Below are 24,009 nucleotides of genomic sequence, written 5' to 3' on the forward strand. Positions count from 1 at the left end.
GCGGGTCACTTCTCAGTGGAAACCCAGGGTCACTTCTCGGCGGAAATCAACAGCGCCATCGCAGGAGCAGCCGTATGTACCTCGCCCGAGAGGCTGTTCACCGCGGCCGGAATCGCGGCCGCCGGCAGGTTGTAGATCCCGAACAGCGAGGATGGGTCGCCGCCATTTTCCACGGCCGTGTCGATCGAGCGTGCGATGGCATAGGCATTGCGCGGATGGGTCACGCCGAGCGTCGGCGAGCCGGGGGGCCCAGGAATTCCAGGCGTCAGAGGCCTCGGCGCCAATGTCAGCAATACGTCGTTCGCGGTATAGCTCACCGTCGTGGTCACGCCGTCGCCGAAGGTTCCGGTCGTATCCACCGGGCTGAACGTGCCCGTTCGTCCACCTGCCGCCGAGAGCAGCGTATAGGCACTGTTGAACACATAGGCACCGCCGAGCGGCGCCAGCCGCAACGTGCCCGCCAAGGCGGCCGTGCCGGTCACGTTGACACGGTCCGCATTCGCACCCTGGATTTCGGCGAGATAGATCGAGCCGGGGTTGAAGGTCAGGTTGCCGTTGACCGTCAGCGTGCCCGGCGAATTGCCGGGCGAGAGCGTGCCGCCGTTGAGCACTGTCGTCGGAACCACGCCGGTGCCGCCGAGCGCAGCGCCGGCCGCAACCGTCACGCCGGAGGAGGACGCGATCGAGCCGTTCACGATCAGCGAGCCGGCATTCACCGTCGTCGCGCCGGTATAGCCGTTCGTTCCGGCCAGGGTGAACGCGCCCGTGCCGATCTTGGTGAGGGAGCCCTCGCCATTGGGGCCGAGATTGCCGCTGAAGACGGTGCTTGTGTGGTTTCCACCCGTCGTCAGCATCATGCCCGGGTCGAGCCAAACGCCCGTGCCCGCCGTGCCGGCGAGCGAGCCGATCGATTGGCCGGCTGTCAAAGACAACAGCGAGCCGGCGCCGGTCAGGCTGACGGCCACCGTGGGAGACAGGGCGCTGGGCCCGCCGACGCTGAGATGCGCGCCGTTGGAGATGTTGACCGCGGCTGAGTTGAGGAGGCTGCCGCCGGTCCCGATCCTCATGAACCCGGAAGCGACATTCGTCGCACCCGAATAGGTGTTGGTGCCATTGAGCTCGAAAATGCCGGACCCTGTCTTGGTCAGGCCGCCCGCACCGGAAATGCTGCCCCAATAAGCAGTATTGCCGGCGTTATCGACGGTCAGCGTCGCACTGCCGAGAGCGACGTCCGTACCGGGATTCCCCGCCAATCCCTTCACGGTCTGATCGTAGCCGTTGAGGTCCCAGCTACCTGCAATGAGCTGGAGGCCGGCCGAAGCGGTCAAGGCGTTGGCCACGCCCATGCGCAAGGTGCCGGCGTTGATGGTGGTCATGCCGGTGTAGCTCTGCGCCCTCGTCAAAGTGAGGCCGCCGCCAGCCGCTCCGGTCAAGGTGAAGCTGCCATCCCCCGAGATCGTCCCGGAATAGATGCCACCCGTCCCCTGGACGAAGACGACGCCGCGCGTGCCCACCCCCGTATCGAAGGCGAGATCGCCGGCCATGCTGGAGGAATTGCCACTTAGAATCCCCTCTCGGATGGCCCAGTTCTGGTTGCCCGCGCCCGACAGCGTCCACGTCGACGAACCCGTCTTCTCGCAAGCCGTGAAGCCGGTATGCGAGTTCACAAGGTTGCCGATATTGACGCTGCCATCCGCGGCGCCGCCCAGCGCCAGCACATTGTTGGCGCCACCGCCCTGGACCACGACATCGCCGTCGGTCCTCGCGCCCGCCCGGATCTCGAAGCGGTTGTTGCTGCCGAAGAGCTCGACCGCATTGGCGCGCGTCACGCCGTCGCCGGACAGCCCACCCGCGATCAACCCTGAGTTGACGATCGAGATGCCGCCGCTCGCCGCGCCGACGATGCCGGCACCGCCAACGCCGTGGCTGCTGGAAACGGCGATGCCGCCATTGCCGCCGGAAATCGCTCCGGCATTGTCCAGGCTGGCGGTCTGGCCGTCCCGGAAGACGATGCCGGCCCCGCCAACGCCCGCGACATAGACAGGGTTGTTATCGGACTGGTTACCGCCCGCTCCGCCTGTGATGGTGCCGCTCGCCGTGTTGGCGATCGAGCCGCCCCAGGCTTCCAAGCCGGCGCCGCCTCGGCCGTAGCCAGTCCCGCCTGCGTTCGAGTCGCCTCCCTTGCCGCCTGCGATCGCGGCCCGATTGTCGATGATGCCGAGATTGCTCAGCACACCGGCACCGCCGGAGCCGGCCCAGGCCCACCCCCCGCCCGCGCCGCCGGTGATCGAGCCGGCTTGGTGGGACAAGCTGCCGCCATTGTACAGGAACAGTCCGGCGCCGCCGTGCCCGCCCTCATATTCGTTACTGCCCTGGCCGCCGGCAATGACGCTGGTGCCGCCCGCTCCGGCCGCGACGGTGATCGTGCCGCCGTTCAGCAGCACCAGCCCGGCGCCGCCGCCGCCAGCGCCCGCACCGCCTCCGCCCGCGCCGCCCGAGACAGCGAACCCGTTCGTATTCATGGTGACGCCGGCACCCGTCAGGATGAGGCCGCCACCGCCACCGCCACCGCCGCCACTGCCCGCTGGGGAGCCGCCAAAGGACCCGGTCGCTCCTGTGCCACCAGCATAAGCCGAGCCGAGGGAGAGCGGAGAGGTTGTCGTGAGGAGGTTGCCGCCGCCGCCGGCTCCGCCCGCTCCGCCATTGCTGGGGAATCCGGGATCATAACCGCCATGGCCGCCGCCGCCACCGCCACCGGCAGCCAGGTCATTGGGAGCGCCCGGCGCCCCGCCTGCTCCGCCGGACCCACCGACGTCATTGGCGCCGGCACTCCCAGCCGTGGCCGATCCACCGGGCGTCTGTGCTGCCGAACCACCATCGCCCCCCGAAATGCCGGCGCTGCGGTCGCCGCTCCCGCCTCCGCCGCCCGCGATGCCGCCGAGCCCGAAGGCGTTGCCAGAGCCGTTGCCGCCGCCCTGGGTGATCTGCTGCGCAGTCACGGCTTGCGGCCATAGCGACAATCCCGCTCCAAGCGACAAGGCGAGCACCAGGCAGACCCGGGAGGTCGTCGTGCACAGGTTCCTGCGCCGCCGCGCCAGGGAATTGGAGAAAGTGCGGATGTCTCCAGCGGCACTGCCGGGAGAGACGGCGTTCGATCCTGGCAGGGAGGTCATCGGCGTCGTGGCGTTGCAGGGTGCGAGGGAGCACATCGGCAAACCGCGGCTGCGAAGCGTCATCGAACCCCTCTTGCCGGCTACGGGTTCAAGGACCCGCCCGCCCCTCATCTCGCGACATTGTCCGCGACGCCGCGCTCGGCGCCACGTCGGCAGTTCCGGTTCTCCACCTGACGGAGACCGAAACAAGTCGCTTCAGATTTAGAATCCCGCTACCGGCATGGCCACCGTTGAATTCAGTTGAATTCTAACAGATTCTTACAAAATATCTGCCGTTGCGGCATGTAACCTTGTATAACTCTGAGTAACAATCGAATTTCAAACGAAGCCGTCGCCGGATAAATTTGGGTAGGCTGTGGCTGACCGCAAGGTGATTTGATACAAATCTCGAGAATCATCGTCGAAATCGAATTTCAGCGCCGGATATGCCGGGAGATCCGGTGGCGGGTTGAAATAAATCTGAGAGACGAAATGCAGGACCTCGGAGCCCCTGGTATCGCAGAGGCTATGCCGAAAGCAGAAGCCTCCACCCGGAAGCCGGCCGCAGTAGCGGGCCGTTACATGCACGGCTCCGCGCGCCCTGATCGACGCCGGTTGCGGCAGCCCGGCTCCGGCGACCACCACGCTCCGAATCCCGCCCCGGTGAACCCCGCACACCTCGCCGCGCCATTTCACAGCGACGGACCGTGCCGCCATCCGCAACCAGGATTCGGCGATGTCGCCTCCCGCGTCGACATCACGCGACTGCAGCCGCGCCGAGACGAAGACCTCGTCAGTGGGGACCGACCAGCCGGAGGTCCATGCTTGAAGAAACCTGGACTTGAAGGCCGCGATCAGCGCGCGAGCGGGCATCCGCAATCTCCCCCCAGCGAGATTGATTTTGGCAGGCTTTCTTTTCGCGCTGCGATCGGGCCGCTGCCACGTCGCGGTCGACCAACCCGGCGGCAGTCAAGAATGCCAACTGTGCTTCTTGTTGAATAAGCCGAATTAGATGAGAATTTCTACTGATGAATGCATTCATATTCTGACAGAATCTTACTTTTCGCCGCCTTTATCGGATTTCTGCAAGTGTTCTAAAGGGTATAATTTTATCTATTATCGAGTATTGGCTTGGAGGGTTCATGAGAAAGCGGCGAGATGCTTGATCTCAAAACGGTTCTGATCGTGGCCTTGGCGACTGCAAGCCTGCAGGCGGCCGCCTGGGTCTTCGTATGGCGGGCATGGCGCCATCTCTACGAGCTCAAGTTTCTCGCCGCAGGCTTCGGGGCCATCGCCCTCGGCCTGCTTCTGATGATCCTCCGCGGCCCGGAGCCGGGTGCCCTGGCCATCGTGCTGCACAACACCGTCATCAAGCTTGGGCTCGTCCTGCTTGCGGAGGGATCGGCCCGCTTCCTGGGGCAACCGCGCTACACCTGGATCGGCGTCTCGCTCCTCGTCTGCCAGATCGCGGTCTGGAGCGCGGCTGTGGCGATCGACACCGACAACATCGCGATCCGCATTCACAGCTCGACGGTCTTCACGGTCATCATGATGTCTGTGATGTGCCGGGGTCTCTTGCGGGACAGGACGCAGCCTTCGCTCCTGCGCTGGATCACCATCGGCCTTCTTGTCGAGTATATGGCGGCCAGCATCCTGCAGAGCGTTACCGAATATCGCCTGCCTGCCGATTTCGACAGCGGCCCGGTCCTGGCCGACCGAAACGCCTGGTATCTGTTGCAGGGCACGCTTTTTCTGATCGCGTTCTTCACCTGCCTGCTGTTCATGGTCAGCGCGCGACTCTCCGCCGACCTGCGCAGGAACCATGATGCCCTGCTGCGGGAGGTCGAGGAGCGACGCAAGCTCGAAAGCCGGCTGAATGCCAGCCTCGAGGCCGAGCGCGCCGCGCGGGACGAGCAGGCCGATTTCATGCGCGTCGTCAGCCATGAGTTCCGCACGCCGCTTGCCATCATCCGCAACGCCGTCGAGATGATCGGCCTCGTCGGCGACAGGTCCCCCGAGGCGACCCGAGAGCGCCTGTCCGGCATTGGAGAGGCGCTCAACCGCCTCTTCGCCCTGATCGACCGGTTCATGGCGGATGACCGGGAGAATGGCTTTCAGCCGGAGCCGCTGCAACTCGGTGCCCTGATCGGGGACGTCCGGCTGCATTTCGACATGACGGCGCGCGGTGATCGTCTGCGCTTCGTCGTGGCGGACGAAGCCGCCTCTCTTCATGCCGACCCGGAAATGCTCGGAACGGTGATGATCAACCTGATCGACAATGCCTTGAAATACGCGCCGGAAGACCCTGCGATCCGCATCGAAGCCCGGGAAGAAGAGGGGGCCGTGGTGATCCGCGTTCATGACCGGGGCATCGGCATTCCCGGCGACGAGGCGAGCAGGATCGGCCGCCGCTTCTTTCGGGCTTCGAATGCCAAGGCGAGCGCGGGAACCGGCCTCGGACTCTATGCTGCGCACAGGTTTCTGGCCTATCACGGCGGAACGTTGCGGCTTGCCCCCAATGGCGGGCAGGGCACGATGGCCGTCGTGCGCCTGCCTTCGTCGCGTGAGGTCTCTGGCGCCGATCTGCCCGGGGAGACGACAGCGTGATGCATATTCTGATCGTCGAGGACGAAACCAGGCTGCGCAAGGATCTGGTCGATTTCCTGGGGCTGTGCGGGTTCGCGGCCAGCGGTGTCGGCACGGCGTATGAGCTGCAGCAGACCCTGGAGGAAGGCCCCGCGCCGGACGTCATCATCCTCGATGTCGGGCTGCCGGACGGCAACGGTTTCGAGCTTGCGAGCCAGATCCGCAGAACCCATCGCTGCGGCATCATCATGCTGACGGCGCTCGGCGACAGCGACGACCGCATTCGTGGCTTCGAGAGCGGCGCCGATATCTATCTCGTCAAGCACAGCACGCTGCGCGAGATCGAGGCCGCGACCCGCAGCCTGCTGCGGCGAAACGGATCCCTGCCGACGCCTGCGAACAGCCAAGGCGATCGATGGGTGCTCGACGGCACGAACTGGTTCCTGACCGCCCCCAATCACCGCTCGCTAAAACTGACCGCGACCGAGTACGCTTTCATGAGCGCGCTGTGCAGCCGCGGTGGCACCTGCCAGCGCGAAGACCTGATGGAGACGCTCGCCCGCCCCAGGTCGAGTTTCGGCAACCGTCACCTCGACGCCATCGTCAGCCGGCTGCGGCGCAAGATCGAGGACAGCACCAGCCTGCCGGCACCGATCAAGGTCGTTTACGGCGTCGGCTACACCTTCACGGCGACAACCATTGTGGAATGAGCATCCATGGAACGGTTGCGGGTGTCCGTATCGGCCGTGCGGGTTGACCGCGCTCCTTCGCCCCTCCAGGCCATCTCAGGACTTGAGAAGCATCCAAGCGCCGGGCCTGCCGGCGCTTTTTGTTTTTCCAGGCCTTCTCACGCCATCGCCGGGAGCTCTCGGCTTCAAACGCAAGAGGGCGCCCCGTGGCGCCCTCCTGATGTGTTCGCGGCTGTTTGCGTCCTGTCGGCTCATTCCAGCTCAGCGCCGCGCTTCTCGGGGATGAGGAGCCACATGGCGATCAGGTCGAGGATGTAGAGGGTGGCGAGCAGGGCGATCGCGGTCTGGAAGCCGTAGGCGGCTGCGATCGCACCGACCACGACCGGGCCGAAGCCGCCGACGCCGCGGCCGATATTGAACAGCACGTTCTGGGCGGTGGCGCGCGCCGCGGTCGGGAAGAGCTCGCTGATCAGCGCGCCATAGCCGCCGAGCATGCCGTTGACGAAGAAACCCATCACCGCGCCGCCGACGAGAAGCTGGAACGGGTCGGTCAGGCGCGAATAGACCATCACCATCACCGCGGCGCCGATCATGTAGCCGAAGAAGGCCGGGCGACGCCCGATCCGGTCGGCGATATGGCCGAAGGCGAAGATGCCGAGCGCCATGCCGCCGATGGTCACCGCCGTCCAGATCGCCGACTGGGTCAGCGCAAAGCCGAACCGCGTGGCGAGATAGTTCGGCAGCCAGATCATCACCCCGTAATAGCCGAAGTTCTGGACCGAGCAGAGGATGACCATGCCGAGGCTGAGCTTGGCAGTCTCACGGTCCTTGACCAGCAGGCGCAGTGCCGATTGCTTCGGTCGATCCTTCGAGCGGGCGACGAAGACCTCGGGTTCGTGCAGGGATTGGCGGATGAAATAGGCGGCGACCGCCGGCAGAATGCCGATGGCGAACATGCCGCGCCAGCCGATCGAGGGCAGCAGCAGCGGGGTGGCGAGCGCGGCGGCGAGCACGCCGACCTGCCAGCCGAGCCCGACATAGGAGGAGGCACGCGCCCGCTTCGAGGCCGGCCAGGCCTCGGCAACCAGCGCCATGCCGATGCCGAACTCGCCGCCGAGACCGAGGCCGGCGATGGTGCGGTAGAGCAGCAGGTCCCAGTAACCCTGTGCGAGCGCGCACATGCCGGTGAAGACGGCGAAGAGGACGATCGTCCAGGTCAGGACGCGGACACGGCCGATGCGGTCGGAGAGCATGCCGAAGCCGATGCCGCCGAGCACGGCACCGACCAGCGTCGCGGTGACCAGCGAAGCGGCCTGTGCCTGGCTGAGCTGGAGATCGGCCGAGATCGCGCGCAGCATGAAGCCGAGGATCAGCAGGTCGAACCCGTCCATGGCATAGCCGATGGCAGCACCCCACAAGGCCTTGCGCGCCTTGTCGTCCACCTCGGTCGGCGCAGCGGCGGCCGCTGCCTGAAGATTGCTCATGGTGAAAGCCCCTTGCTGCTGCTCCGGCCAAGCCCCGCGGAGCGACGGTGCCGGCATGGCATCGTCGAAATTCGGATCATTTCGCATCTCATGTGGTTTGAGCCGGCGCAACGATCGCCGGTGAGTCAGCCTGTGGATGTCGTGGGAAACGCGACAGCGGTCGTTTTTCGGCAACGCCGGGGGATCCTGCGGCCTGATCGGCGATAGAGGGCCATGGATGGTGGAATAGGTGCGCCAGCCGTGGTGAAAATCGCTCGGTGGAGGGATTGACCTGTCGGGCGAGGGCGATCAGAAGGGGCCGTTTGCCAATTCGACCAGCCCCTGCGCCCTTGCCGTTCCCGGCGAGCGGCGTCGCTCAGCCCGGAGACACCGCCATGTCCAACCTGTTCACCCCCACCGACAGGACGGTGATCGCGCGTGAAGCGGCCAAGATGCTGCTCGAGATCAAGGCGGTGCATTTCTACAGCGACAAGCCCTTCTTTTTCACCTCGGGCTGGGCAAGCCCGGTCTATATCGACTGCCGCAAGATCATCTCCTATCCGCGCCTGCGCTCGACGCTGATCGATTTCGCGGCGACGACGATCGTGCGCGATATCGGCTACGAGTCGCTCGACATCATCGCCGGCGGCGAGACGGCGGGCATCCCCTTCGCCGCCTGGATCTCCGACCGCCTCTCGCTGCCGATGCAGTATGTTCGCAAGAAGCCGAAGGGTTTTGGCCGCAATGCCCAGATCGAGGGCTCGGTGGTCGAGGGCGCGCGCACGCTGCTGGTCGAGGACCTCGCGACGGACGGGCGCAGCAAGGTCAATTTCGCCGAGGCGCTGCGCAATGCCGGTGCCGACGTGCAGCACTGCTTCGTGCTGTTCTACTACGACATCTTCCCGAAGAGCCGTGAGCTGATGACCGAGATCGGCATCAACCTGCACTATCTCACGACCTGGTGGGACGTGCTCGCCGTCGCCAAGGACAGCGGCCATTTCGAGCCGAAGATCCTGGCCGAGGTCGAGAGCTTCCTGAACGACCCGGCGACCTGGTCGGCCAAGCATGGCGGCATCTCGGCCTTCGGCGAGGAAAAGAAGCCGGCCTGAGGCTTAAGCTTCGCGCCTGGGTGTCATTCCGTGCGCGCTGCGGCACGCAAGTGCTGCTGCGCAGACACGGGACCGTTTTCCGGTAAAGGCGCTCTCTGATGCAAGGGGGCGCCCTTTCGCTTGAAAGAGCCTTCTCGTCCTGCGGTCCCGTGTCTGCGCAGCGGCACTTGCGTGCCGCAGCGCGCACGGGATGACGCCCTTCAAGTAGCGCCCTTCAAATCGTGCCCTTCGCCGCTGCGCTGCTGCGCGCTTCCAGCGCCTTGCCGACGCGGCGCATCGCTTCGCCCGCGGCATTGCACTCCTCGTCGCTGAGCACCTGCATCATCGCCTCGATCTCGGCGACATGGACCGCCATCGCCTTGCGGGTCAGCGCCTCGCCTGCCGGCGTGAGCCAGAGCCGGCGCAGGCGCTTGTCGGCCTCGTCATTGCGGCGCTCGATCAGGCCGCGCTTCTCCAGCACCGGCAGGAGCATGCTCATGGCGCTGCGCCCGACCAGCAGCTTCTCGGCCAGCGCCTGCTGCGAGAGACCGGGCGTGTGGAAGATATTGGCGAGCACGTCGTAATGCGCGAGCTGGATATCGAGCGGCGTCAGGGCCTCGGTGAAGACCTTCTCCCACAGGCTATGGGCGCGGGCGACGGCGATCCAGTTGCGGAAGCGCGGCAGCTCCCAGGGCAGGACCTGGGCCGGGCTTTGGACAGAAGGCTCTTGCATTTTGTTCATGGCTGAACATAATAGTTCAGCATTGAACAAGATCGGATCTTCGCCATGAGCGCTTCCGCCCTCCGTTACATGCGCCCGCTGGTCCGGGCGGCGAGCTTCGTCGCCCCGGGCGCGACGGGGCGGCTGGCCTTCCGCCTCTTCTGTACCCCGCCGAGGCCGGCAAAGCGAAACGGAAACGGCAAGGCGAGCGAGCAGGCGCTGCCCGCGCGATTGCAGCAGGCAAGCCTGCGCGCGATTCCGTTCCCTTGCGGGAGCGCGCAGGCCTATGTCTTCGAATCGGAAACGGGCATTGCGACCCGCACGGTGCTGCTCGTCCATGGCTGGACCGGCGATGCGGCCTCCATGGCGGGTTTCGTCGAGCCACTGCTAGCCGTGGGCTATCGGGTCGTCGCCTTCGACCTGCCCGGCCATGGCGCCTCGACCGGGCGCGAACTCAACATTCCGCTCGGCGTCGCGAGCCTCGCCGCCGTGGCGCGGGTGTTCGGGCCGTTCCGCGCGATCGTCACGCATTCCTTCGGTGGCGCGATCACACTCGCGGCGCTGGCAGGCTCGGTCAGGGGGCAGCCGGCGGTCAGCGCGGACCGGCTCGTCCTGATCGCCGCGCCGTCCTCGATCACCGGGATCACCCGGCAATTCGGCCAGGCCATCGGTCTCGGCAGGCGCGGACAGGCTGCGCTGGAACGGCGCATCCATGTCGTCGCCGGCAATCCGGTGGAGGCTTTCGAGGCGCCTCTCCAGCTCAAGACGATCGGGCTGCCGACGCTGGTGATCCATGACCGGCAGGATCGCGAGCTCGGTTTCCAGCATGCGCAGGCACTGGCTGAAGTCGGTCCGTTCGTCCGGTTGGAGGCGACGGAAGGCCTCGGCCATCGCCGTATCCTGAAGGCGCGGCCGGTGGCCGAGAGCGTGGTGCGCTTTCTCGCAGGCGAGGGCTAAAAAGCGCCGAGTTTTCTCGGAACCACGACCGTCATCCCGGGCTTGCCCCGGGATCCATCGAAGGACTCCGGAGCTCTACGATGGATCCCGGCTCGGCGCTGCTGCGCAGCTTGTCCGGGATGACGACGCGGTTCCGTCAGAAATCACGAAGAACCAGCTCAGAGCCAGCCCATCAATTCGCGCTGGACGACCTCGGCGATGACGTCGATGCCTTCGCAGGAATCGTTCAGGCAGGGCAGATAGGCGAATTTCTCGCCGCCATGATGCAGGAAGATCTCGCGGTTCTCGCCGTCGAGCTCTTCCAGCGTCTCCAGGCAATCGGCCGAGAAGCCGGGCGCGACGATTGCCATCGACTTCTTGCCGGCCTGCGCCAGCGCCTTCACCGTCTCGTCGGTATAGGGCTGGAGCCACTCGTCCGGGCCGAAGCGCGACTGGAAGGTCAGCGGGAACTGTTCCTCGGAAAGGCCGAGCTCGGCGCGCAGCAGGCGCCAGGTCTTCACGCACTGGCAGTAATAGGGGTCGCCCTTCAGCAGATATTCCTTCGGCATGCCGTGGAAGGAGCAAAGGATGACCTCGGGCTCGAAGTCGAGCTTCGCCAGCGAGGCGCGCATCGAGCGGGCGAGCGCGCCGATATAGACGGGGTCGTCGTGATAGGGCGGGGCGACGCGCACCGAAGGCTGCCAGCGCATTTCCATCAGCGCGCGAAAGGCCTGGTCGCAGGCGGTGGCGGAGGTCGGCGCGGCATATTGCGGATAGAGCGGTACCAGCAGGATGCGGTCGCAGCCCTGGTCGAGCAGCGCCTTCAAGCGGCTCTTCACATCGGGGAAGCCGTAGCGCATCGCCCAGTCGAAGACGACGCGCTCGCCGGCGAGCGGCTTCAGACGCTCGGCGAGCTGCTCGGTCTGCGAGCGGGTGATGGTCTTGAGCGGACCCTCGTCGCGTTCCTTGTTCCAGATCGAGGCGTAGTCCTTGCCCTTCCGGCCCGGCCGCGTCGACAGGATGATCAGGTTGAGGATCGGCCACCATTTCCAGCGGGGCTCCTCGATGACGCGGCGGTCGGAGAGGAATTCCTTGAGATAGGCGCGCATCGGCCAGTAGCCGGTGCCCTCGGGCGTGCCGAGATTCATCAGCAGCACGCCGATGCGTCCGTATTGCACTTTGGGATGATCCGACGGCAGCGAAGCGGTCTCGCGGCTGGACGCCGTGGCAATGTCAGCGGTCATGAGCGCAGGCTCTCCTTAGATCGCCGCGCGTCCTACCGGGCGCGAGGTGGCGATCTATCTCTTTCGGGAGCATCGGATTTCTCCGAAAACCGGAATCCACTTTTCGGTCCGATGCTCTGCCCTCGTGATTTAGACGAGTTCGCGCTTTCGTCCAGCCTTGAAGCCCTCCGAAAGGCGAGGTGCGACATTGCCGCCGTCGGCTTCCTCGGACATCTCGGCCTCTGGCCAGCCCGGCCCCGGTCTTGCTAGTCTGGCGTCGTTCTCAAGACATAAGGGGCGCCCGCCATGACGAAGCTCACCCGCCGCAAGGCTCTCGGCGTTCTGGCGGCTCCGGCGACGCTCGCCGCGACCGCGCCCGTGGCGATGGCCCAGCAGCCGGCGCCGAGCTTCACGCTCCTGCTCGTCAACGACATCTACAAGATGAGCGACGACAAGGGGCGCGGCGGCTTCGCCCGCGCCGCAGGGATTGCCAAGGCCGAGCGGGCGAGGGGCGTGCCGGTGCTGTTCTGCCATGCGGGCGATTGCTACTCGCCCTCGCTGATGTCGGGCTTCGACCAGGGCGCGCATATCGTCGCCATGCAGAACAAGATGGGCCTCGACGTCTTCGTGCCCGGGAACCACGAATTCGATTTCGGCAAGGACAACTATCTCAAGCTGACGGCGGCGCAGACCTATCCGACATTCGCCGCCAATCTGCGCGACGCCGGCGGGAACGTGTTGCCCGGTCACAAGGATTCGCAGATCTTTGAACTCGGCGGCATCAAGGTCGGGGTCATTGGCACGACCTTCGATCCGACGCCCCAGCTCTCGAATCCCGGCGACCTGAAATTCTCCTCGACGATGGAGGCGCTGCGCCGCGAGGCCAAGACCCTGAAGGGGCAGGGCGCCGATATCCTCGTCGCCGTCGTCCATGCCGACCGGGCCATGGATTACGAGATCGTGCGCTCTCGCGTCGTCGACATCGTGCTCACCGGCCACGACCATGACCTCGCCATCGCCTATGACGGCAAGGTCGTGATGGTCGAGTCGAACGAGGAGGGTAATTACGTCACCGCGATCGACATCGCCGTGAGCGTCCGGGGCGAGGGCGCCGCGCGGCAGGTCTCGTGGACGCCGACCTTCCGCGTCAACGATTCCCGCTCGGCGACACCGGACCCGGATGTCGCGGCCATCGTGAAAGGTTACGAATCGGAGCTGTCGAAGGAGCTCGACGTCGATATCGCGACGCTCGCGGCACCGCTCGATTCCCGTACCGGTGTCATCCGTACGCAGGAGACCGCGATCGGCAACCTGATCGCCGATGCGATCCGCTCCGCGACCGGCGCCCAGCTTGCCATCACCAATGCCGGCGGCATTCGTGCCAACAAGCAATATGCGGCCGGGCAGAAACTCACGCGCCGCGACGTGCTGAGCGAGCTGCCCTTCGGCAATGCCACGGTGATGGTCGAGATCACCGGCAAGGACGTGAAGGACGCGATCGAGAACGGGTTGCGCGATGCGCCGCAGGGCGCCGGGCGCTTCCCCGTCGTCTCCGGGCTCAAGTTCGAGGCCGATCTCAAGCAGCCGCAGGGTTCGCGCGTCACCGCGGTCACGGTTGACGGCAAGCCGATCGATCCCGCGGCCAAGTACACCGTGGCTTCCAACAACTTCATGCTGGAAGGCGGCGACGGCTACACGGCGCTCGGTCGCGGCCGGACGTTGCTCGGCCTCACCGACGGCAAGCTGATGGCGAACGAGGTGATGGTCTATGTCCGCAAGCTCGGCACGGTCGACGCCAAGGTCGAGGGGCGGGCGGTCCTGAAGTGAGCTGCAAGACAGCGCTCGCGGCCTTCCTGGCGAGCGAGGGGGCACGGGGCTGGCGCGAATTGCCGGTCTTCTCTGCTGCTGGAGCAGCCGCGCGGGCCTGCGCAGCCGTCGATGCCGAGCGGTTGGCGGGGCACGTCGTGGCGCCGGCTCCGGAGCGGGTCTTCGCCGCGCTGGCTCTGACGCCGCTCGACACGGTCCGGGCCGTCATCTTGGGACAGGACCCCTATCCGACGCCGGGCCATGCCAACGGGCTCGCCTTTTCCTATGTCGGCCCGCCGCCGCTGCCGCGTTCGCTCGTCAATATCTACAAGGAGCGGGCGGAGGATCTGGCCGAACCTGCGTCCTTGGACGGAGACCTGACGCGCTGGGCGAAACAGGGCGTGCTGCTGCTCAACACCGCGCTGACGGTGCGGGAGGGCGCGAGCAAGGCCGGCTCGCATCTCTCGCTCGGCTGGGGCGCGGTGACCGATGCGGTGATTGCGGCGGTCTCGCGCCAGCAGCCGCATGTCGCGTTCCTGCTCTGGGGCAACCCGGCGCAAGCCAAGCGAGGCTTGATCGACGAGAGCCGGCATCTGGTGATCGCCAGCGCGCATCCCTCGCCCCTCTCGGCGCGGCGCGGCTTCTTCGGCTCGAAGCCGTTCAGCCGGGCGAACGCCTGGCTGGAGGGGCAGGGGGAGAAGCCGATCGCTTGGTGAAGGACGCTGTCGTCATGGTCGGGCTTGTCCCGACCATCCACGTCTTCACCGATGCAATGCTGTGTTCAAGACGTGGATGCTCGCCACAAGGGCGAGCATGACGGCTCAGCTCGCTGCAGGACGGGACTTTACCCCACCGGCCGCTCATCGGCGATGACCTTGCCGTCGTTCGGCAACGCGCCGAGCGGCAGAATCTCCACCGCCCCTTTGAGCTTCGTCACCTGCTGCAAGGTCGAGGAGATCGCGTCGACGAAGCCTGCAGGCTCGGCATAGATCTCGGCCTTCAACGTCATCGTGTCGGTCTCGTTGGCGCGGCCGACGACGAGACGCAGCTTGGCGATCTCGGCATGGCGCTTGGCGATCTCGGCGACCTGTTCGGGACGCACGAACATGCCCTTGATCTTCGCCGTCTGGTCGGCGCGGCCCATCCAGCCCTTGATCCGGGTGTTGCTACGCCCGCAGGCGCTGACACCCGGCAGTGCGGCGGTGAGGTCGCCGACCGCGAGCCTGATCTGGGGATGATGAGGGTCGAGATTGGTGATCACGACCTCGCCGACCTCGCCTTCGGGGACGGGGTCTCCCGTGCCGGGCCGGACGATCTCGACGATCAGGTTCTCGTTCAGAACCATGCCTTCGCGAGCAGAGGTCTCATAGGCGATGACGCCGACATCGGCGGTGGCATAGAGCTGGTAGGCGTCGATGCCGCGCTCCCTGACCCAGGCCTGGAGCGAGGGCGGGAAGGCGGCGCCGGAAACGACAGCGCGCTTGATCGAGGAGATGTCGACGCCGCGCGTCTCGGCCGCCTCGATCAGGATCTTCAGGAAGTCGGGTGTGCCGACATAGGCACTCGGCCGATAGGCGGAGATCACCTCCATCTGTTGCTCGGTATTGCCGGGGCCAGCCGGGATCACGGCGCAATGGAGCGCACGGGCGGCGGAATCCAGGATGAAGCCGCCCGGCGTCAGGTGATAGCTCAGCGTGTTCAGCACGATGTCGCCGGCCCGGAAGCCGGCGGCGTAGAGGCCGCGTGCGGCGCCCCAGGCGTCGCTTGCGGTGCCTTCCGGCTCGAAGATCGGGCCTGGCGAGGTGAAGAGCCGACCGAAGGAGCCGGGCTGTTCCGCGACGAAGCCACCGAAGGGCAGGGCGGCCTTCTGCAGGGCAGGGAGTTCCGCCTTGCGGAGGATCGGCAGGCTGGCCAGCGCCTTGCGGTCGGTGATGGCGGCAGGGTCGATCCCGGCAAGCCTTTCGGCATAGGCCGGCGCCCGCATCGCCGCTGCCAGCACCGCCGGCAGGCGGGCGAAGAGATCGGCCTCGCGCACGGCAGGCGAACGGGTTTCGAGCGCGTCGTGGTGCTCTGTCATGGCAAGGTCTCGTCTGTCGGGTGCGGTGCCGGATCGCTAGGGGTCACGACAGCCAGCGCTTGCGGCGCTTGTAGCTCTTCACCTCGCGGAAGGACTTCTTGTTGCCCTCGGCGACGCCGAGATAGAATTCCTTCACGTCCTCGTTCTCGCGCAGCATCCTGGCCTCGCCGTCCATGACGACGCGGCCAGTCTCCATGATGTAGCCATAGGTGGCGTAGCGCAGCGCCATGTTGGTGTTCTGCTCGGCGACGAGGAAGGAGACGCCCTCGTCGGCATTGAGCTGGCGGACGATCTCGAAGATCTCCTCGACGATCTGCGGGGCGAGACCCATCGAGGGCTCGTCGAGCAGGATCATCTTGGGGTTCGACATCATGGCGCGGCCAATGGCGCACATCTGCTGCTCGCCACCGGAGGTGTAGCCGGCCTGCGAGCCCCGGCGCTGCTTCAGCCGCGGGAACAGGGTGTAGATTTTCTCGAGGTCGCGCTTGATCGCGGCATTGCCGTCGCGGCGAGTGAAGGCGCCGGTGAGCAGGTTCTCCTCGATCGAGAGATGGCCGAAGCAGTGCCGGCCTTCCATGACCTGGATGCAACCGCGCCGCACCAGCTCGTTGGGCGAGAGCTTGTCGACGCGCTCGCCGTCGAAGACGATCGAGCCCTTGGTGACCTCACCGCGCTCGGCTTTGAGCAGGTTGGAGATCGCCTTCAGCGTCGTGGTCTTGCCGGCGCCATTGGCACCGAGGATCGCAACGATGCCCTGGCGGGGCACGGTGAGCGAGACGCCCTTCAGCACCAGCACGACATGGTCGTAGATGACCTCGATATTGTTGAGCGACAGGATGGTGTCGCTCGCGGTCGCGGCGGTTGGCTTTTCGAGGGTGGCGGTCGACATCGGCCTCTCCCGGACAATCGGTATCGAAGGGATGCCGGCAGCGGGGATTCCGCCGCCGGCTGCCGTCAGATCAGGACGACTTCTCGCAGGACTCGGTGCGCTTGGGCCAATTGCCGGCCTTCTCGATATAGTCCTTGGCGTTGGACTCGATCAGCGGGCGGACCTCGTCCTTCAGAGGCTCGACCCAGTCGCCCTTCTTTGTCCACTTGGCGCCGTCCCACTCGGAGACGAACATCTTGCTGTGGCCGGAATGGTCGGTGCAGGAGATCGTGGTTGGCGTGACGAAGCCGCCCAGTCCGATTTCCTTGAGGCGCGCCTCGGTGAGGTTGAGCGATTCCAGGCCGCGGCGCATGTCCTCGGCGTTGATCACCTTCTTGCCGGTGAGCTTCTGTGCGTTGCGAATGCCCTCGACGACGAGCATCGCGTTGTAGACGCCGCGATTGTAGAGCGCTTCGCCGACCTTCTCCTTCGGCGTCGTGCTCTTGCCCTTGTCGACGACGTGCTTGAGGATGTCCTGCATCGCGGGCGCCTCGGTGCCGGAGAGCGTCCAGCTCAGCGACTTGTAGCCCTTGGCCTGCTCGCCGCCGGCGCGGGCATCGTCATCGCCGCCGGCCCACCAGACGCCGACCAGCTTGTTCATCGGGAAGTTGTTCTTGGCCGCTTCCTTGACCGCGGTGGGGTTCATCGCGCCCCAGCCCTGGTTGTAGAGGAAGTCCGGCCGGTCGCGGCGGATCGAGAGCCAGAGCGAGCCCTGGTTCTGCATGTCGGCGGCGGCCACCGGATAGAGCTTCAGCTCGAAACCGTACTTCTTGGCGAGGTTCTCGAGCACCGGGATCGGCTCCTTGCCGAAGGGTGCGTCGAGATGGATCAGGCCGAGCTTCTTGCCCTTGAGCTTGTCCATGCCGCCGAGTTCGGCCGCCATGTGCTTCACCATGACAGAGGCTCCGTCCCAGTAGGTGAAGGGTGGGATGAAGACCCAGGGGAAGTTCGTGCCGTCGGCCGAAGAGGACAGGCCATAGGCCATCGACAGGATCGGGATCTTGTCGACATGGGCGCGCGGGATCGCGGCCAGCGTCGCGCCGGTCGACCACGGCGAGTAGACGATGGTGTTCTTCGACTTGGCCTGCTCGTAGCACTCGATCGACTTCTTGGTGTCGTAGCCGGTCTCGCACTCCTCATAGACGATCTTGACGCCGTTCACGCCGCCGTCGCGCTCGTTGATCATGGCGATGTAGTCGCGCATGCCGTCGCCGATCGGGATGCCCGAGCCGGAGAACGGGCCGGTGCGATAGGCGTTGTTGGCGAAGTAGATGCTGTCCTGCGCCAGGGCCGGAGCGACGGCACCGGCTGCGAGCAGGGCCCCGAGCGCCGCGCCCTTCATCAGAATGCTGGTCTTCATGGACTTCCTCCGTTCGTTTCCTCCCGACCGGGCCTGTGCCGGATCGGTCTTTCAGCGCCGGCGCTTCAGCGTCGCCGGTCGTTTCTTGGGCCCGCCCCCAGCCTCAGTAGGGGAAGGGCCACGTCCGCAATTTCTGCTTGCCGATCTGCCAGAGCCGGGCGAGGCCGTGCGGCTCGATGATCAGGAAGAGGATGATGAGCGCGCCGACCAGCATGAAGGTGACGTGCTCGGCCGTCGCACCACCGATCGGAACGCCGAGCGCCGGCAGGCCGAACTTCAGCGCGGTCGGCAGGATCGAGAGGAAGGCCGCGCCGAAGAAGGAGCCGATCAGCGAGCCGAGCCCCCCGATGATGACCATGAACAGGATGTTGAAGGAGAGGCGGATGGTGAAGAGGTCGTTCGCCTCGCCGCCGCCGTACCAGAGGAAGATCATCATCGCGCCGGCGACGCCGCAGAAATAGGAGGAGACGGCGAAGGCCATCAGCTTGGCGTTGAGCAGTTTGATGCCCATCAGCTCGGCGGCGATGTCCATGTCGCGCACCGCCATCCAGGAGCGGCCGAGCTTGCCGTGGACGATGTTGGAGGCGAACCAGGTCAGCACCACGACGAGGCCGAGGCAGACGAAATAACGTGTTTCAGGTGTCGCGGCAGCACCTGTCAGGGGAATGTCGAAGAGCGTGCGCTGCGGCACCTCGATCGCACCCGAGGCATTGTAGTTGAACAGCCAGGGAACGCGCACGAAGGCCCATTGCAGGAAGAACTGCGCGGCGAGCGTGGCCACGGCCAGATAGAAGCCCTTGATGCGCAGCGAAGGCAGGCCGAAGAGCACGCCGATCCCGGCCGAGAACAACCCTGACATCAGGATCAGGATGATGATGTTCACGTTCGGGAAGAAGGTGGTGAGCTTGTAGCAGGCATAGGCCCCGACACCCATGAAGGCGGCGGTGCCGAGCGAGATCAGCCCGGTATAGCCGGTCAGGATGTTGAGCCCGATCGCAGCAAGGGAGAGGACGAGGAAGGGGATCATCACCGAAGCGATGAAGAAGTCGCTGCCCAGGAAGGGGATCGCGACGAGAGCGATCGCCAGGATGACGCCGACCCCGATCCTGTCTTCCCGCAGCGGGAAGACAGCCATGTCGGCGGCGTAGGTCGATTTGTATTGGCCGGCTTCGCGGTAGAGCATGTGCTTACCTCGTCATTCCGCGGCGGCGCGAAGCGCCGAGCCCGGAATCCATGAACATTGTCGGTTGCGAAGAGGTCGTGCCCTTGCCGGAGCCGCCTGCGGTTCTGGCTTCCGGGCTCAGGCCTGCGGCCTGCCCCGGAATGACGGAGAGGTTCGTCCGCGCAGCCATCAGATCCTCTCGATGATCTTGTCGCCGAACAGGCCTTGCGGCCGGAACAGCAGGAAGCCGAGGGCGATGAAATAGGCGAGCCAGCTCTCGATGCCGCCGCCGATCAGCGGACCCCAGTAGAACTCGCCCAGCTTCTCGCCGATGCCGATGATCAGACCGCCGACGATGGCGCCGGGGATCGAGGTGAAGCCGCCGAGGATCAGCACCGGCAGGGCCTTGAGCGCGACGATCTCGAGCGCGAAGGAGACGTCCGAGCGGGCGCCCCACATGATGCCGGTGATCAGCGCGACGATGCCGGCGGTGAACCAGACGATCACCCAGATCTGGTTGAGCGAGATGCCGACCGAGAGCGCGGCCTTGTGGCTGTCGGCGACGGCGCGCAGCGCGCGGCCGATGCGGGTGTACTGGAAGAAGGCAGCGAGCGCGGCGATCATCAGCGAGGCGATGAGGGCGGCGGCGATGTCGATTTTCTGCAGCGAGACGAGCCCGCCGAGAATCGGCAGGTCGATGGCGCCCTTCGGCAGGTAAAGCTGCTCGGCGATCATCTGCTTGGGGCTGCCGCCGAAGAGCGATTCGCCGAAGCCGATCAGGAAATAGGTGATGCCGAAGGTGGCCATGAACAGGATGATGTCCGGCTGGTTGACCAGCGGGCGCAGCACCACGCGCTCGATGGTGACGGCGAGCGCGAACATGACGCCGAGGGTGATGATGACGGCGAGGAAGGCCGGCACGCCCTTCTCGTAGAGGCCGACCAGAGTGAGCGCCGCAAACACCACCATGATGCCCTGGGCGAAGTTGAACACACCCGAAGCCTTGAAGATCAGCACGAAGCCGAGCGCGATCAGCGCATAGAGCACGCCGGAGACGAGGCCTTCCCAGACCGTCTGCACCAGCAGGTCCGGCGCCTGGACCATCTGCTGGAACGGATCGACGAAGATCGCATAGAGCGTGTTGGTGGGGTCGAGCCGGACACCGATGGCGAGCGCGGCGAGGATGGCCGCGACGATCAGCCCGGCCTTGACCAGCGGGTTGGCGAGAAGGTTCGGGGCGGGGCGGGTGGCGATGTCGCTCATGTCTCCACGCTCCTCAATGCGCCACGCCGAGATAGGCATCGATGACGCGCTGGTCGGCCTTGACCTCTTCGGGCGTGCCGTCGGCGATCTTGCGACCGTATTCGAGCACGACGACGCGGTCGGAGAGGTCCATGACCACTCCCATATCGTGCTCGATCAACGCGATGGTGGTGCCGAACTGGTTGTTCACGTCGAGGATGAAGCGGCACATGTCCTCCTTCTCCTCGAGATTCATGCCGGCCATCGGCTCGTCGAGCAGCAGCAACTCCGGCTCCATCGCCAGCGCGCGGCCAAGCTCCACGCGCTTCTGCAGGCCGTAGGGCAATTTGCCGACCGGCAGCTTGCGGATGTGTTCGATCTGCAGGAAGTCGATGATGTCCTCGACGATGCGGCGATGCGCGATCTCCTCCTGCATCGCCGGGCCATGGCGCAGTGCCTGCCAGAAGAAGCCCTTCTTCATCTTGAGCGTGCGGCCGGTCATGATGTTGTCGAGCGTCGACATGCCCTTGAACAGCGCGACGTTCTGGAAGGTGCGGGCGATGCCGCCGGCGGCGGCGCGATGCGGGCGCATCTTGGCGCGGCGCTCGCCCTTGAAAACGATCTGGCCCTCCTGTGGCTGGTAGAAGCCATTGATGCAGTTCAGCATCGAGGTCTTGCCAGCGCCGTTCGGCCCGATGATGGCGCGGATCTCACCCTTGCGGATGTCGAAGGAGACATCGGTGATCGCCTTCACGCCGCCGAAGCGCAGCGAGATGTTCTCGACCGAGAGCAGGACCTCGCCCTTGCCGCGGATGGGGGTGCCCGTCACGTTCATCGGCTCCGCGTTCATGCCGCCTTCGCCGAGGACGGCGCCTCCTGTCCGGTCGGGTAGATCTTGGCGTCGCGCACCTTCACACGAGCCGCGATCACGCCCTTGCGGCCGTCCTCGAAGGTGACCTCGGTCGAGATGTCGGCGGCGTCCGAACCGTCATAGAGCGCCGTGACCAGCGGGGCGTAGCGCTCGGCGATGAAGCCGCGGCGGACCTTCTGGGTGCGGGTGAGCTCGCCGTCGTCTGCGTCGAGTTCCTTGTGCAGGATGAGGAAGCGCTTGATCTGGGCGCCGCCCATCATCGGCTCGGCGGCGAGCGAGCGGTTCACCTCGTCGACATGTTTCGCGATCATGTCGTAGACGAGATCGTGGCCGGCGAGCTCCTGGTAGGAGGCGTAGACCACGTTGTTGCGCTCGGCCCAGTTGCCGACGGCGACGAGGTCGATGTTGAGCGCCACCGTGGCGTAGTCGCGGCCCTGCCCGAAGGCGACCGCTTCCTTGATGTTCGGATAGAACTTGAGCTTGTTCTCGATGTATTTCGGCGGGAAGAGGTCGCCGCTCGCGAGCTTGCCGACATCCTTGGCGCGGTCGATGATCTTCAGGTGCCCGCCATCGTCGAAGAAGCCGGCATCGCCGGAGCGGACATAGCCGTCGGCGGTCATGGTTTCCGCGGTCTTGTCCGGGTCCTTGTAGTAGCCGCCGAAGATCGAGGGCGAGCGGTAGAGCACCTCGCCATTGTCGTCGATGCGGATCTCGACCATCGGCGCCGGCTTGCCGACCGTGTCGGCCTTGATCTCGCCGTTCGGCTGCATGGTGATGTACACGCCGGCCTCGGTCTGGCCGTAGAGCTGTTTCAGGTTGACGCCGATCGAGCGGTAGAAGCGGAAGAGCTCGGGGCCGATCGCTTCGCCCGCGGTGTAGCCGACCTTGATGTTGGTCAGGCCGAAGCGGTTGCGCAGGGGGCCGTAGACCAGCCAATCGCCGAGCTTGTAGAGCAGGCGGCCCTTCAGCGGCACGCTCTCGCCGTTCAGGATCTGCTCGCCATAGCGCTTCGCGACGTCCAGGAAGTAGTGGAACATCTTCCGCTTGAGCGCACCTGCATCCTCCATGCGCACCATGGTCACGGTCAGCATGTTCTCGAAGACGCGCGGCGGGGCGAAGGCGTAGGTCGTGCCGACCTCGCGGCGGTCGTCGATCACCGTGTCCAGGCTTTCCGGGCAGTTGACGCAGAAGCCGGCCAGCATCGCCTGCGCATAGGAGAAGACGTGGTCGCCGACCCAGGCGATCGGCAGGTAGGCGATGACCTCGTCGGTCTCGTTGAGTCCGTCGAAGCCGCAGCCGATCTCGGCGGCGATCAGCACGTTGTAATGGCTGAGCATCACGCCCTTGGGCCGCCCGGTGGTGCCGGACGTGTAGAGGATGATGCCGAGATCTGAGCCTTGGCCCTGGTCCATCTCGCGGGCGAGCGCGGCCTGCGCCTGCGGATCCTTCAGCGCCCGGCTACCCGCCGCGATCACCGTCTCGATGGCGTGGAGCTTGCTGTGGTCGTAGTCGCGCAGGCCGCGCGGCTCGTCATAGAGCATGTGCCTGAGATGCGGCAGGCGATCGGCGATCGAGAGCAGCTTGTCGACCTGTTCCTGGTCCTGCACCACGGCGAAGACCGCCTCGGCATGGTCGAGGACATAGGCCATCTCCTCGGCGACGCCATCGGCATAGACCGGGACGGGAATGGCGCCGATCCATTGCGCCGCGCACATCGACCAGTAGAGCCGCGGCCGGTTCTGGCCGATGATCGCGACCTTCTCGCCGCGCTTCAGGCCGAGGTCCTGCAGGCCCTTGGCGAAGTTGCGGACATGCTCCGCGACCTCTGCCCAGTTCCAGGACTGCCAGATGCCGAGGTCCTTATGGCGGAAGGCGACGCGCGAGGCGCGCTCCTTCGCGTTGCGCAACAGCAATTTCGGAAAGGTATCCGCCCGGCCGGCGGTGCCGCTTGCCACGATTGCGTTCTCCCTGTCGAGCCGCCATGCGTCGTGGCGACTTCCGCGGGCCGGTTTCCGGCCTCGTTCTCATGCAAGACTTGCAGGCGGCCATCATCTTCGCAAGGACCCGCTTGACAGACAATTCGCCTTTTGGTGACTATTGTCCCGCCGAAGTCTGTTTTTCGTGCAGTTGTGTTGCGCGGTTTTTCTGCTTCGGCCCTGATTTTCCTCACGAATTCGGTAGATTGAATCGGCGGGCGCTCTCGCTCTCGCCGCGATGGCGGACCGACTCATGCTGCATCATCTGTCTTTCGGCGTTTCCGATATCGAGCGTGCCTGTGCTTTCTATGATGCCGTGCTGGCGCCGCTCGGCTATGTCCGGGTCTGGTCTGATCTGCGACCGGGCGAAGCGGGGCAGGCGGTCGGCTACGGCCTGCCGGGCGGGGGCGACAAGCTCGCGCTGAAGCTCAAGCCGGAGGGGCAGCGGCCGCCGGGGCCGGGCTTCCATCTCGCCTTCGCCGCGCCGGATCGTGTGGCAGTCGATCGTTTCCATGAAGCTGCGCTTCGGCAGGGCGGGCGCGACAATGGCGCGCCGGGCCTGCGCGCGCATTACGGGCCGCATTACTACGCGGCTTTCGTGGCCGATCCCGATGGCTATGCGATCGAGGCGGTGTTTAACGAACCGGTGTAGCGTTTTCGCTTCCGGGACTTGCCGCGCTAAAGCATGAAAATGCCCGCCATCCTGAAGATGGCGGGCAATTGAACCGG

General features: G+C 65.7%; 19 protein-coding genes. 7 read left to right on the plus strand and 12 right to left on the minus strand.

Going from position 1 to position 24,009, the window contains the following annotated elements:
* Positions 1-29: 29 nt before the first annotated feature.
* Entirely contained in the window at positions 30-3,236 is a 3,207-nt protein-coding gene (locus Q0Q02_RS15535; protein ID WP_293810654.1) for an autotransporter-associated beta strand repeat-containing protein, read from the minus strand.
* Between the two features lie 255 nt (positions 3,237-3,491).
* Positions 3,492-4,025, minus strand: a complete 534-nt coding sequence (locus Q0Q02_RS15540) for a hypothetical protein (protein ID WP_293810655.1) — start codon at positions 4,023-4,025, stop codon at positions 3,492-3,494.
* Positions 4,026-4,310: 285 nt separating this feature from the next.
* Between Q0Q02_RS15540 and Q0Q02_RS15545 the strand changes: the two genes are divergently transcribed.
* Both Q0Q02_RS15545 and Q0Q02_RS15550 read left to right on the plus strand, forming a co-directional pair.
* Positions 4,311-5,759, plus strand: a complete 1,449-nt coding sequence (locus tag Q0Q02_RS15545; RefSeq protein WP_293810656.1) for an ATP-binding protein — start codon at positions 4,311-4,313, stop codon at positions 5,757-5,759.
* Positions 5,759-6,448: a response regulator transcription factor gene (locus tag Q0Q02_RS15550; protein ID WP_293810657.1), complete on the plus strand. Its 690-nt coding sequence runs from the start codon at positions 5,759-5,761 to the stop codon at positions 6,446-6,448. The genes Q0Q02_RS15545 and Q0Q02_RS15550 overlap by 1 nt, the downstream gene beginning before the upstream one ends.
* Positions 6,449-6,678: 230 nt before the next feature.
* Here Q0Q02_RS15550 and Q0Q02_RS15555 read toward each other — a convergent pair whose 3' ends face one another.
* Positions 6,679-7,911: an MFS transporter gene (locus Q0Q02_RS15555; RefSeq protein WP_293810658.1), complete on the minus strand. Its 1,233-nt coding sequence runs from the start codon at positions 7,909-7,911 to the stop codon at positions 6,679-6,681.
* Positions 7,912-8,285: 374 nt separating this feature from the next.
* Here Q0Q02_RS15555 and Q0Q02_RS15560 point away from each other — a divergent pair, with 374 nt between their 5' ends.
* Complete coding sequence (locus Q0Q02_RS15560; protein WP_265056738.1) at positions 8,286-8,999, plus strand: orotate phosphoribosyltransferase; 714 nt, start codon at positions 8,286-8,288, stop codon at positions 8,997-8,999.
* A 214-nt stretch (positions 9,000-9,213) separates the two neighbouring features.
* On the opposite strand, the gene Q0Q02_RS15565 is transcribed toward Q0Q02_RS15560, so the two are convergent.
* A complete protein-coding gene (locus Q0Q02_RS15565) occupies positions 9,214-9,711 on the minus strand; it encodes a MarR family winged helix-turn-helix transcriptional regulator (RefSeq protein WP_293810659.1) in 498 nt (165 codons plus the stop codon).
* 54 nt (positions 9,712-9,765) lie between these two features.
* Between Q0Q02_RS15565 and Q0Q02_RS15570 the strand changes: the two genes are divergently transcribed.
* Positions 9,766-10,656, plus strand: a complete 891-nt coding sequence (locus Q0Q02_RS15570; protein WP_293810660.1) for an alpha/beta fold hydrolase — start codon at positions 9,766-9,768, stop codon at positions 10,654-10,656.
* A gap of 158 nt (positions 10,657-10,814) precedes the next feature.
* Here Q0Q02_RS15570 and hemH read toward each other — a convergent pair whose 3' ends face one another.
* Positions 10,815-11,879: a ferrochelatase gene (gene hemH, locus Q0Q02_RS15575; RefSeq protein ID WP_293810661.1), complete on the minus strand. Its 1,065-nt coding sequence runs from the start codon at positions 11,877-11,879 to the stop codon at positions 10,815-10,817.
* A 285-nt stretch (positions 11,880-12,164) separates the two neighbouring features.
* Here hemH and Q0Q02_RS15580 point away from each other — a divergent pair, with 285 nt between their 5' ends.
* A complete protein-coding gene (locus Q0Q02_RS15580) occupies positions 12,165-13,685 on the plus strand; it encodes a bifunctional UDP-sugar hydrolase/5'-nucleotidase (RefSeq protein ID WP_293810662.1) in 1,521 nt (506 codons plus the stop codon).
* Positions 13,682-14,380: a uracil-DNA glycosylase gene (gene ung, locus Q0Q02_RS15585; RefSeq protein ID WP_293810663.1), complete on the plus strand. Its 699-nt coding sequence runs from the start codon at positions 13,682-13,684 to the stop codon at positions 14,378-14,380. Before Q0Q02_RS15580 ends, ung begins: the two co-directional genes overlap by 4 nt.
* A gap of 128 nt (positions 14,381-14,508) precedes the next feature.
* Here the strand turns inward: ung and Q0Q02_RS15590 are convergent, their stop codons facing one another.
* The 7 genes from Q0Q02_RS15590 to Q0Q02_RS15620 all read right to left on the minus strand — a co-directional run bounded on the left by Q0Q02_RS15590 (position 14,509) and on the right by Q0Q02_RS15620 (position 23,259).
* Complete coding sequence (locus Q0Q02_RS15590) at positions 14,509-15,741, minus strand: phenylacetate--CoA ligase family protein (RefSeq protein ID WP_293810664.1); 1,233 nt, start codon at positions 15,739-15,741, stop codon at positions 14,509-14,511.
* Positions 15,742-15,784: 43 nt separating this feature from the next.
* A complete protein-coding gene (locus Q0Q02_RS15595) occupies positions 15,785-16,630 on the minus strand; it encodes an ABC transporter ATP-binding protein (RefSeq protein WP_293810665.1) in 846 nt (281 codons plus the stop codon).
* A 70-nt stretch (positions 16,631-16,700) separates the two neighbouring features.
* Complete coding sequence (locus Q0Q02_RS15600) at positions 16,701-18,029, minus strand: ABC transporter substrate-binding protein (protein WP_293810666.1); 1,329 nt, start codon at positions 18,027-18,029, stop codon at positions 16,701-16,703.
* 103 nt (positions 18,030-18,132) lie between these two features.
* Positions 18,133-19,212 carry a branched-chain amino acid ABC transporter permease gene (locus tag Q0Q02_RS15605; RefSeq protein ID WP_293810667.1) on the minus strand — a complete coding sequence of 360 codons (1,080 nt, stop codon included), beginning with the start codon at positions 19,210-19,212 and terminating at the stop codon, positions 18,133-18,135.
* Between the two features lie 168 nt (positions 19,213-19,380).
* Positions 19,381-20,295: a branched-chain amino acid ABC transporter permease gene (locus Q0Q02_RS15610; protein ID WP_293810691.1), complete on the minus strand. Its 915-nt coding sequence runs from the start codon at positions 20,293-20,295 to the stop codon at positions 19,381-19,383.
* A 172-nt stretch (positions 20,296-20,467) separates the two neighbouring features.
* Entirely contained in the window at positions 20,468-21,262 is a 795-nt protein-coding gene (locus Q0Q02_RS15615; protein ID WP_293810668.1) for an ABC transporter ATP-binding protein, read from the minus strand.
* A gap of 17 nt (positions 21,263-21,279) precedes the next feature.
* Complete coding sequence (locus tag Q0Q02_RS15620) at positions 21,280-23,259, minus strand: long-chain fatty acid--CoA ligase (RefSeq protein ID WP_293810669.1); 1,980 nt, start codon at positions 23,257-23,259, stop codon at positions 21,280-21,282.
* Positions 23,260-23,533: 274 nt separating this feature from the next.
* On the opposite strand from Q0Q02_RS15620, the gene Q0Q02_RS15625 reads away from it, so the two are divergent.
* On the plus strand, positions 23,534-23,932 hold the full coding sequence (locus tag Q0Q02_RS15625) for a VOC family protein (protein ID WP_293810670.1): 399 nt from the start codon (positions 23,534-23,536) through the stop codon (positions 23,930-23,932).
* Positions 23,933-24,009 lie beyond the last annotated feature (77 nt).

This window comes from uncultured Allobosea sp. (genome assembly GCF_945956895.1).
Lineage (GTDB): Bacteria > Pseudomonadota > Alphaproteobacteria > Rhizobiales > Beijerinckiaceae > Allobosea.

Coding starts and splice junctions, on each gene's coding strand:
- Q0Q02_RS15605 (WP_293810667.1), bottom strand. CDS start 19,212: ATGCTCTACCGCGAAGCCGGCCAATACAAATCGACCTACGCCGCCGAC.
- Q0Q02_RS15555 (WP_293810658.1), bottom strand. CDS start 7,911: ATGAGCAATCTTCAGGCAGCGGCCGCCGCTGCGCCGACCGAGGTGGAC.
- Q0Q02_RS15595 (WP_293810665.1), bottom strand. CDS start 16,630: ATGTCGACCGCCACCCTCGAAAAGCCAACCGCCGCGACCGCGAGCGAC.
- Q0Q02_RS15625 (WP_293810670.1), top strand. CDS start 23,534: ATGCTGCATCATCTGTCTTTCGGCGTTTCCGATATCGAGCGTGCCTGT.
- hemH (WP_293810661.1), bottom strand. CDS start 11,879: ATGACCGCTGACATTGCCACGGCGTCCAGCCGCGAGACCGCTTCGCTG.
- Q0Q02_RS15590 (WP_293810664.1), bottom strand. CDS start 15,741: ATGACAGAGCACCACGACGCGCTCGAAACCCGTTCGCCTGCCGTGCGC.
- Q0Q02_RS15540 (WP_293810655.1), bottom strand. CDS start 4,025: ATGCCCGCTCGCGCGCTGATCGCGGCCTTCAAGTCCAGGTTTCTTCAA.
- Q0Q02_RS15560 (WP_265056738.1), top strand. CDS start 8,286: ATGTCCAACCTGTTCACCCCCACCGACAGGACGGTGATCGCGCGTGAA.
- Q0Q02_RS15535 (WP_293810654.1), bottom strand. CDS start 3,236: ATGACGCTTCGCAGCCGCGGTTTGCCGATGTGCTCCCTCGCACCCTGC.
- Q0Q02_RS15545 (WP_293810656.1), top strand. CDS start 4,311: ATGCTTGATCTCAAAACGGTTCTGATCGTGGCCTTGGCGACTGCAAGC.
- Q0Q02_RS15565 (WP_293810659.1), bottom strand. CDS start 9,711: ATGCAAGAGCCTTCTGTCCAAAGCCCGGCCCAGGTCCTGCCCTGGGAG.
- Q0Q02_RS15600 (WP_293810666.1), bottom strand. CDS start 18,029: ATGAAGACCAGCATTCTGATGAAGGGCGCGGCGCTCGGGGCCCTGCTC.
- Q0Q02_RS15550 (WP_293810657.1), top strand. CDS start 5,759: ATGCATATTCTGATCGTCGAGGACGAAACCAGGCTGCGCAAGGATCTG.
- Q0Q02_RS15610 (WP_293810691.1), bottom strand. CDS start 20,295: ATGGTCCAGGCGCCGGACCTGCTGGTGCAGACGGTCTGGGAAGGCCTC.
- Q0Q02_RS15580 (WP_293810662.1), top strand. CDS start 12,165: ATGACGAAGCTCACCCGCCGCAAGGCTCTCGGCGTTCTGGCGGCTCCG.
- Q0Q02_RS15570 (WP_293810660.1), top strand. CDS start 9,766: ATGAGCGCTTCCGCCCTCCGTTACATGCGCCCGCTGGTCCGGGCGGCG.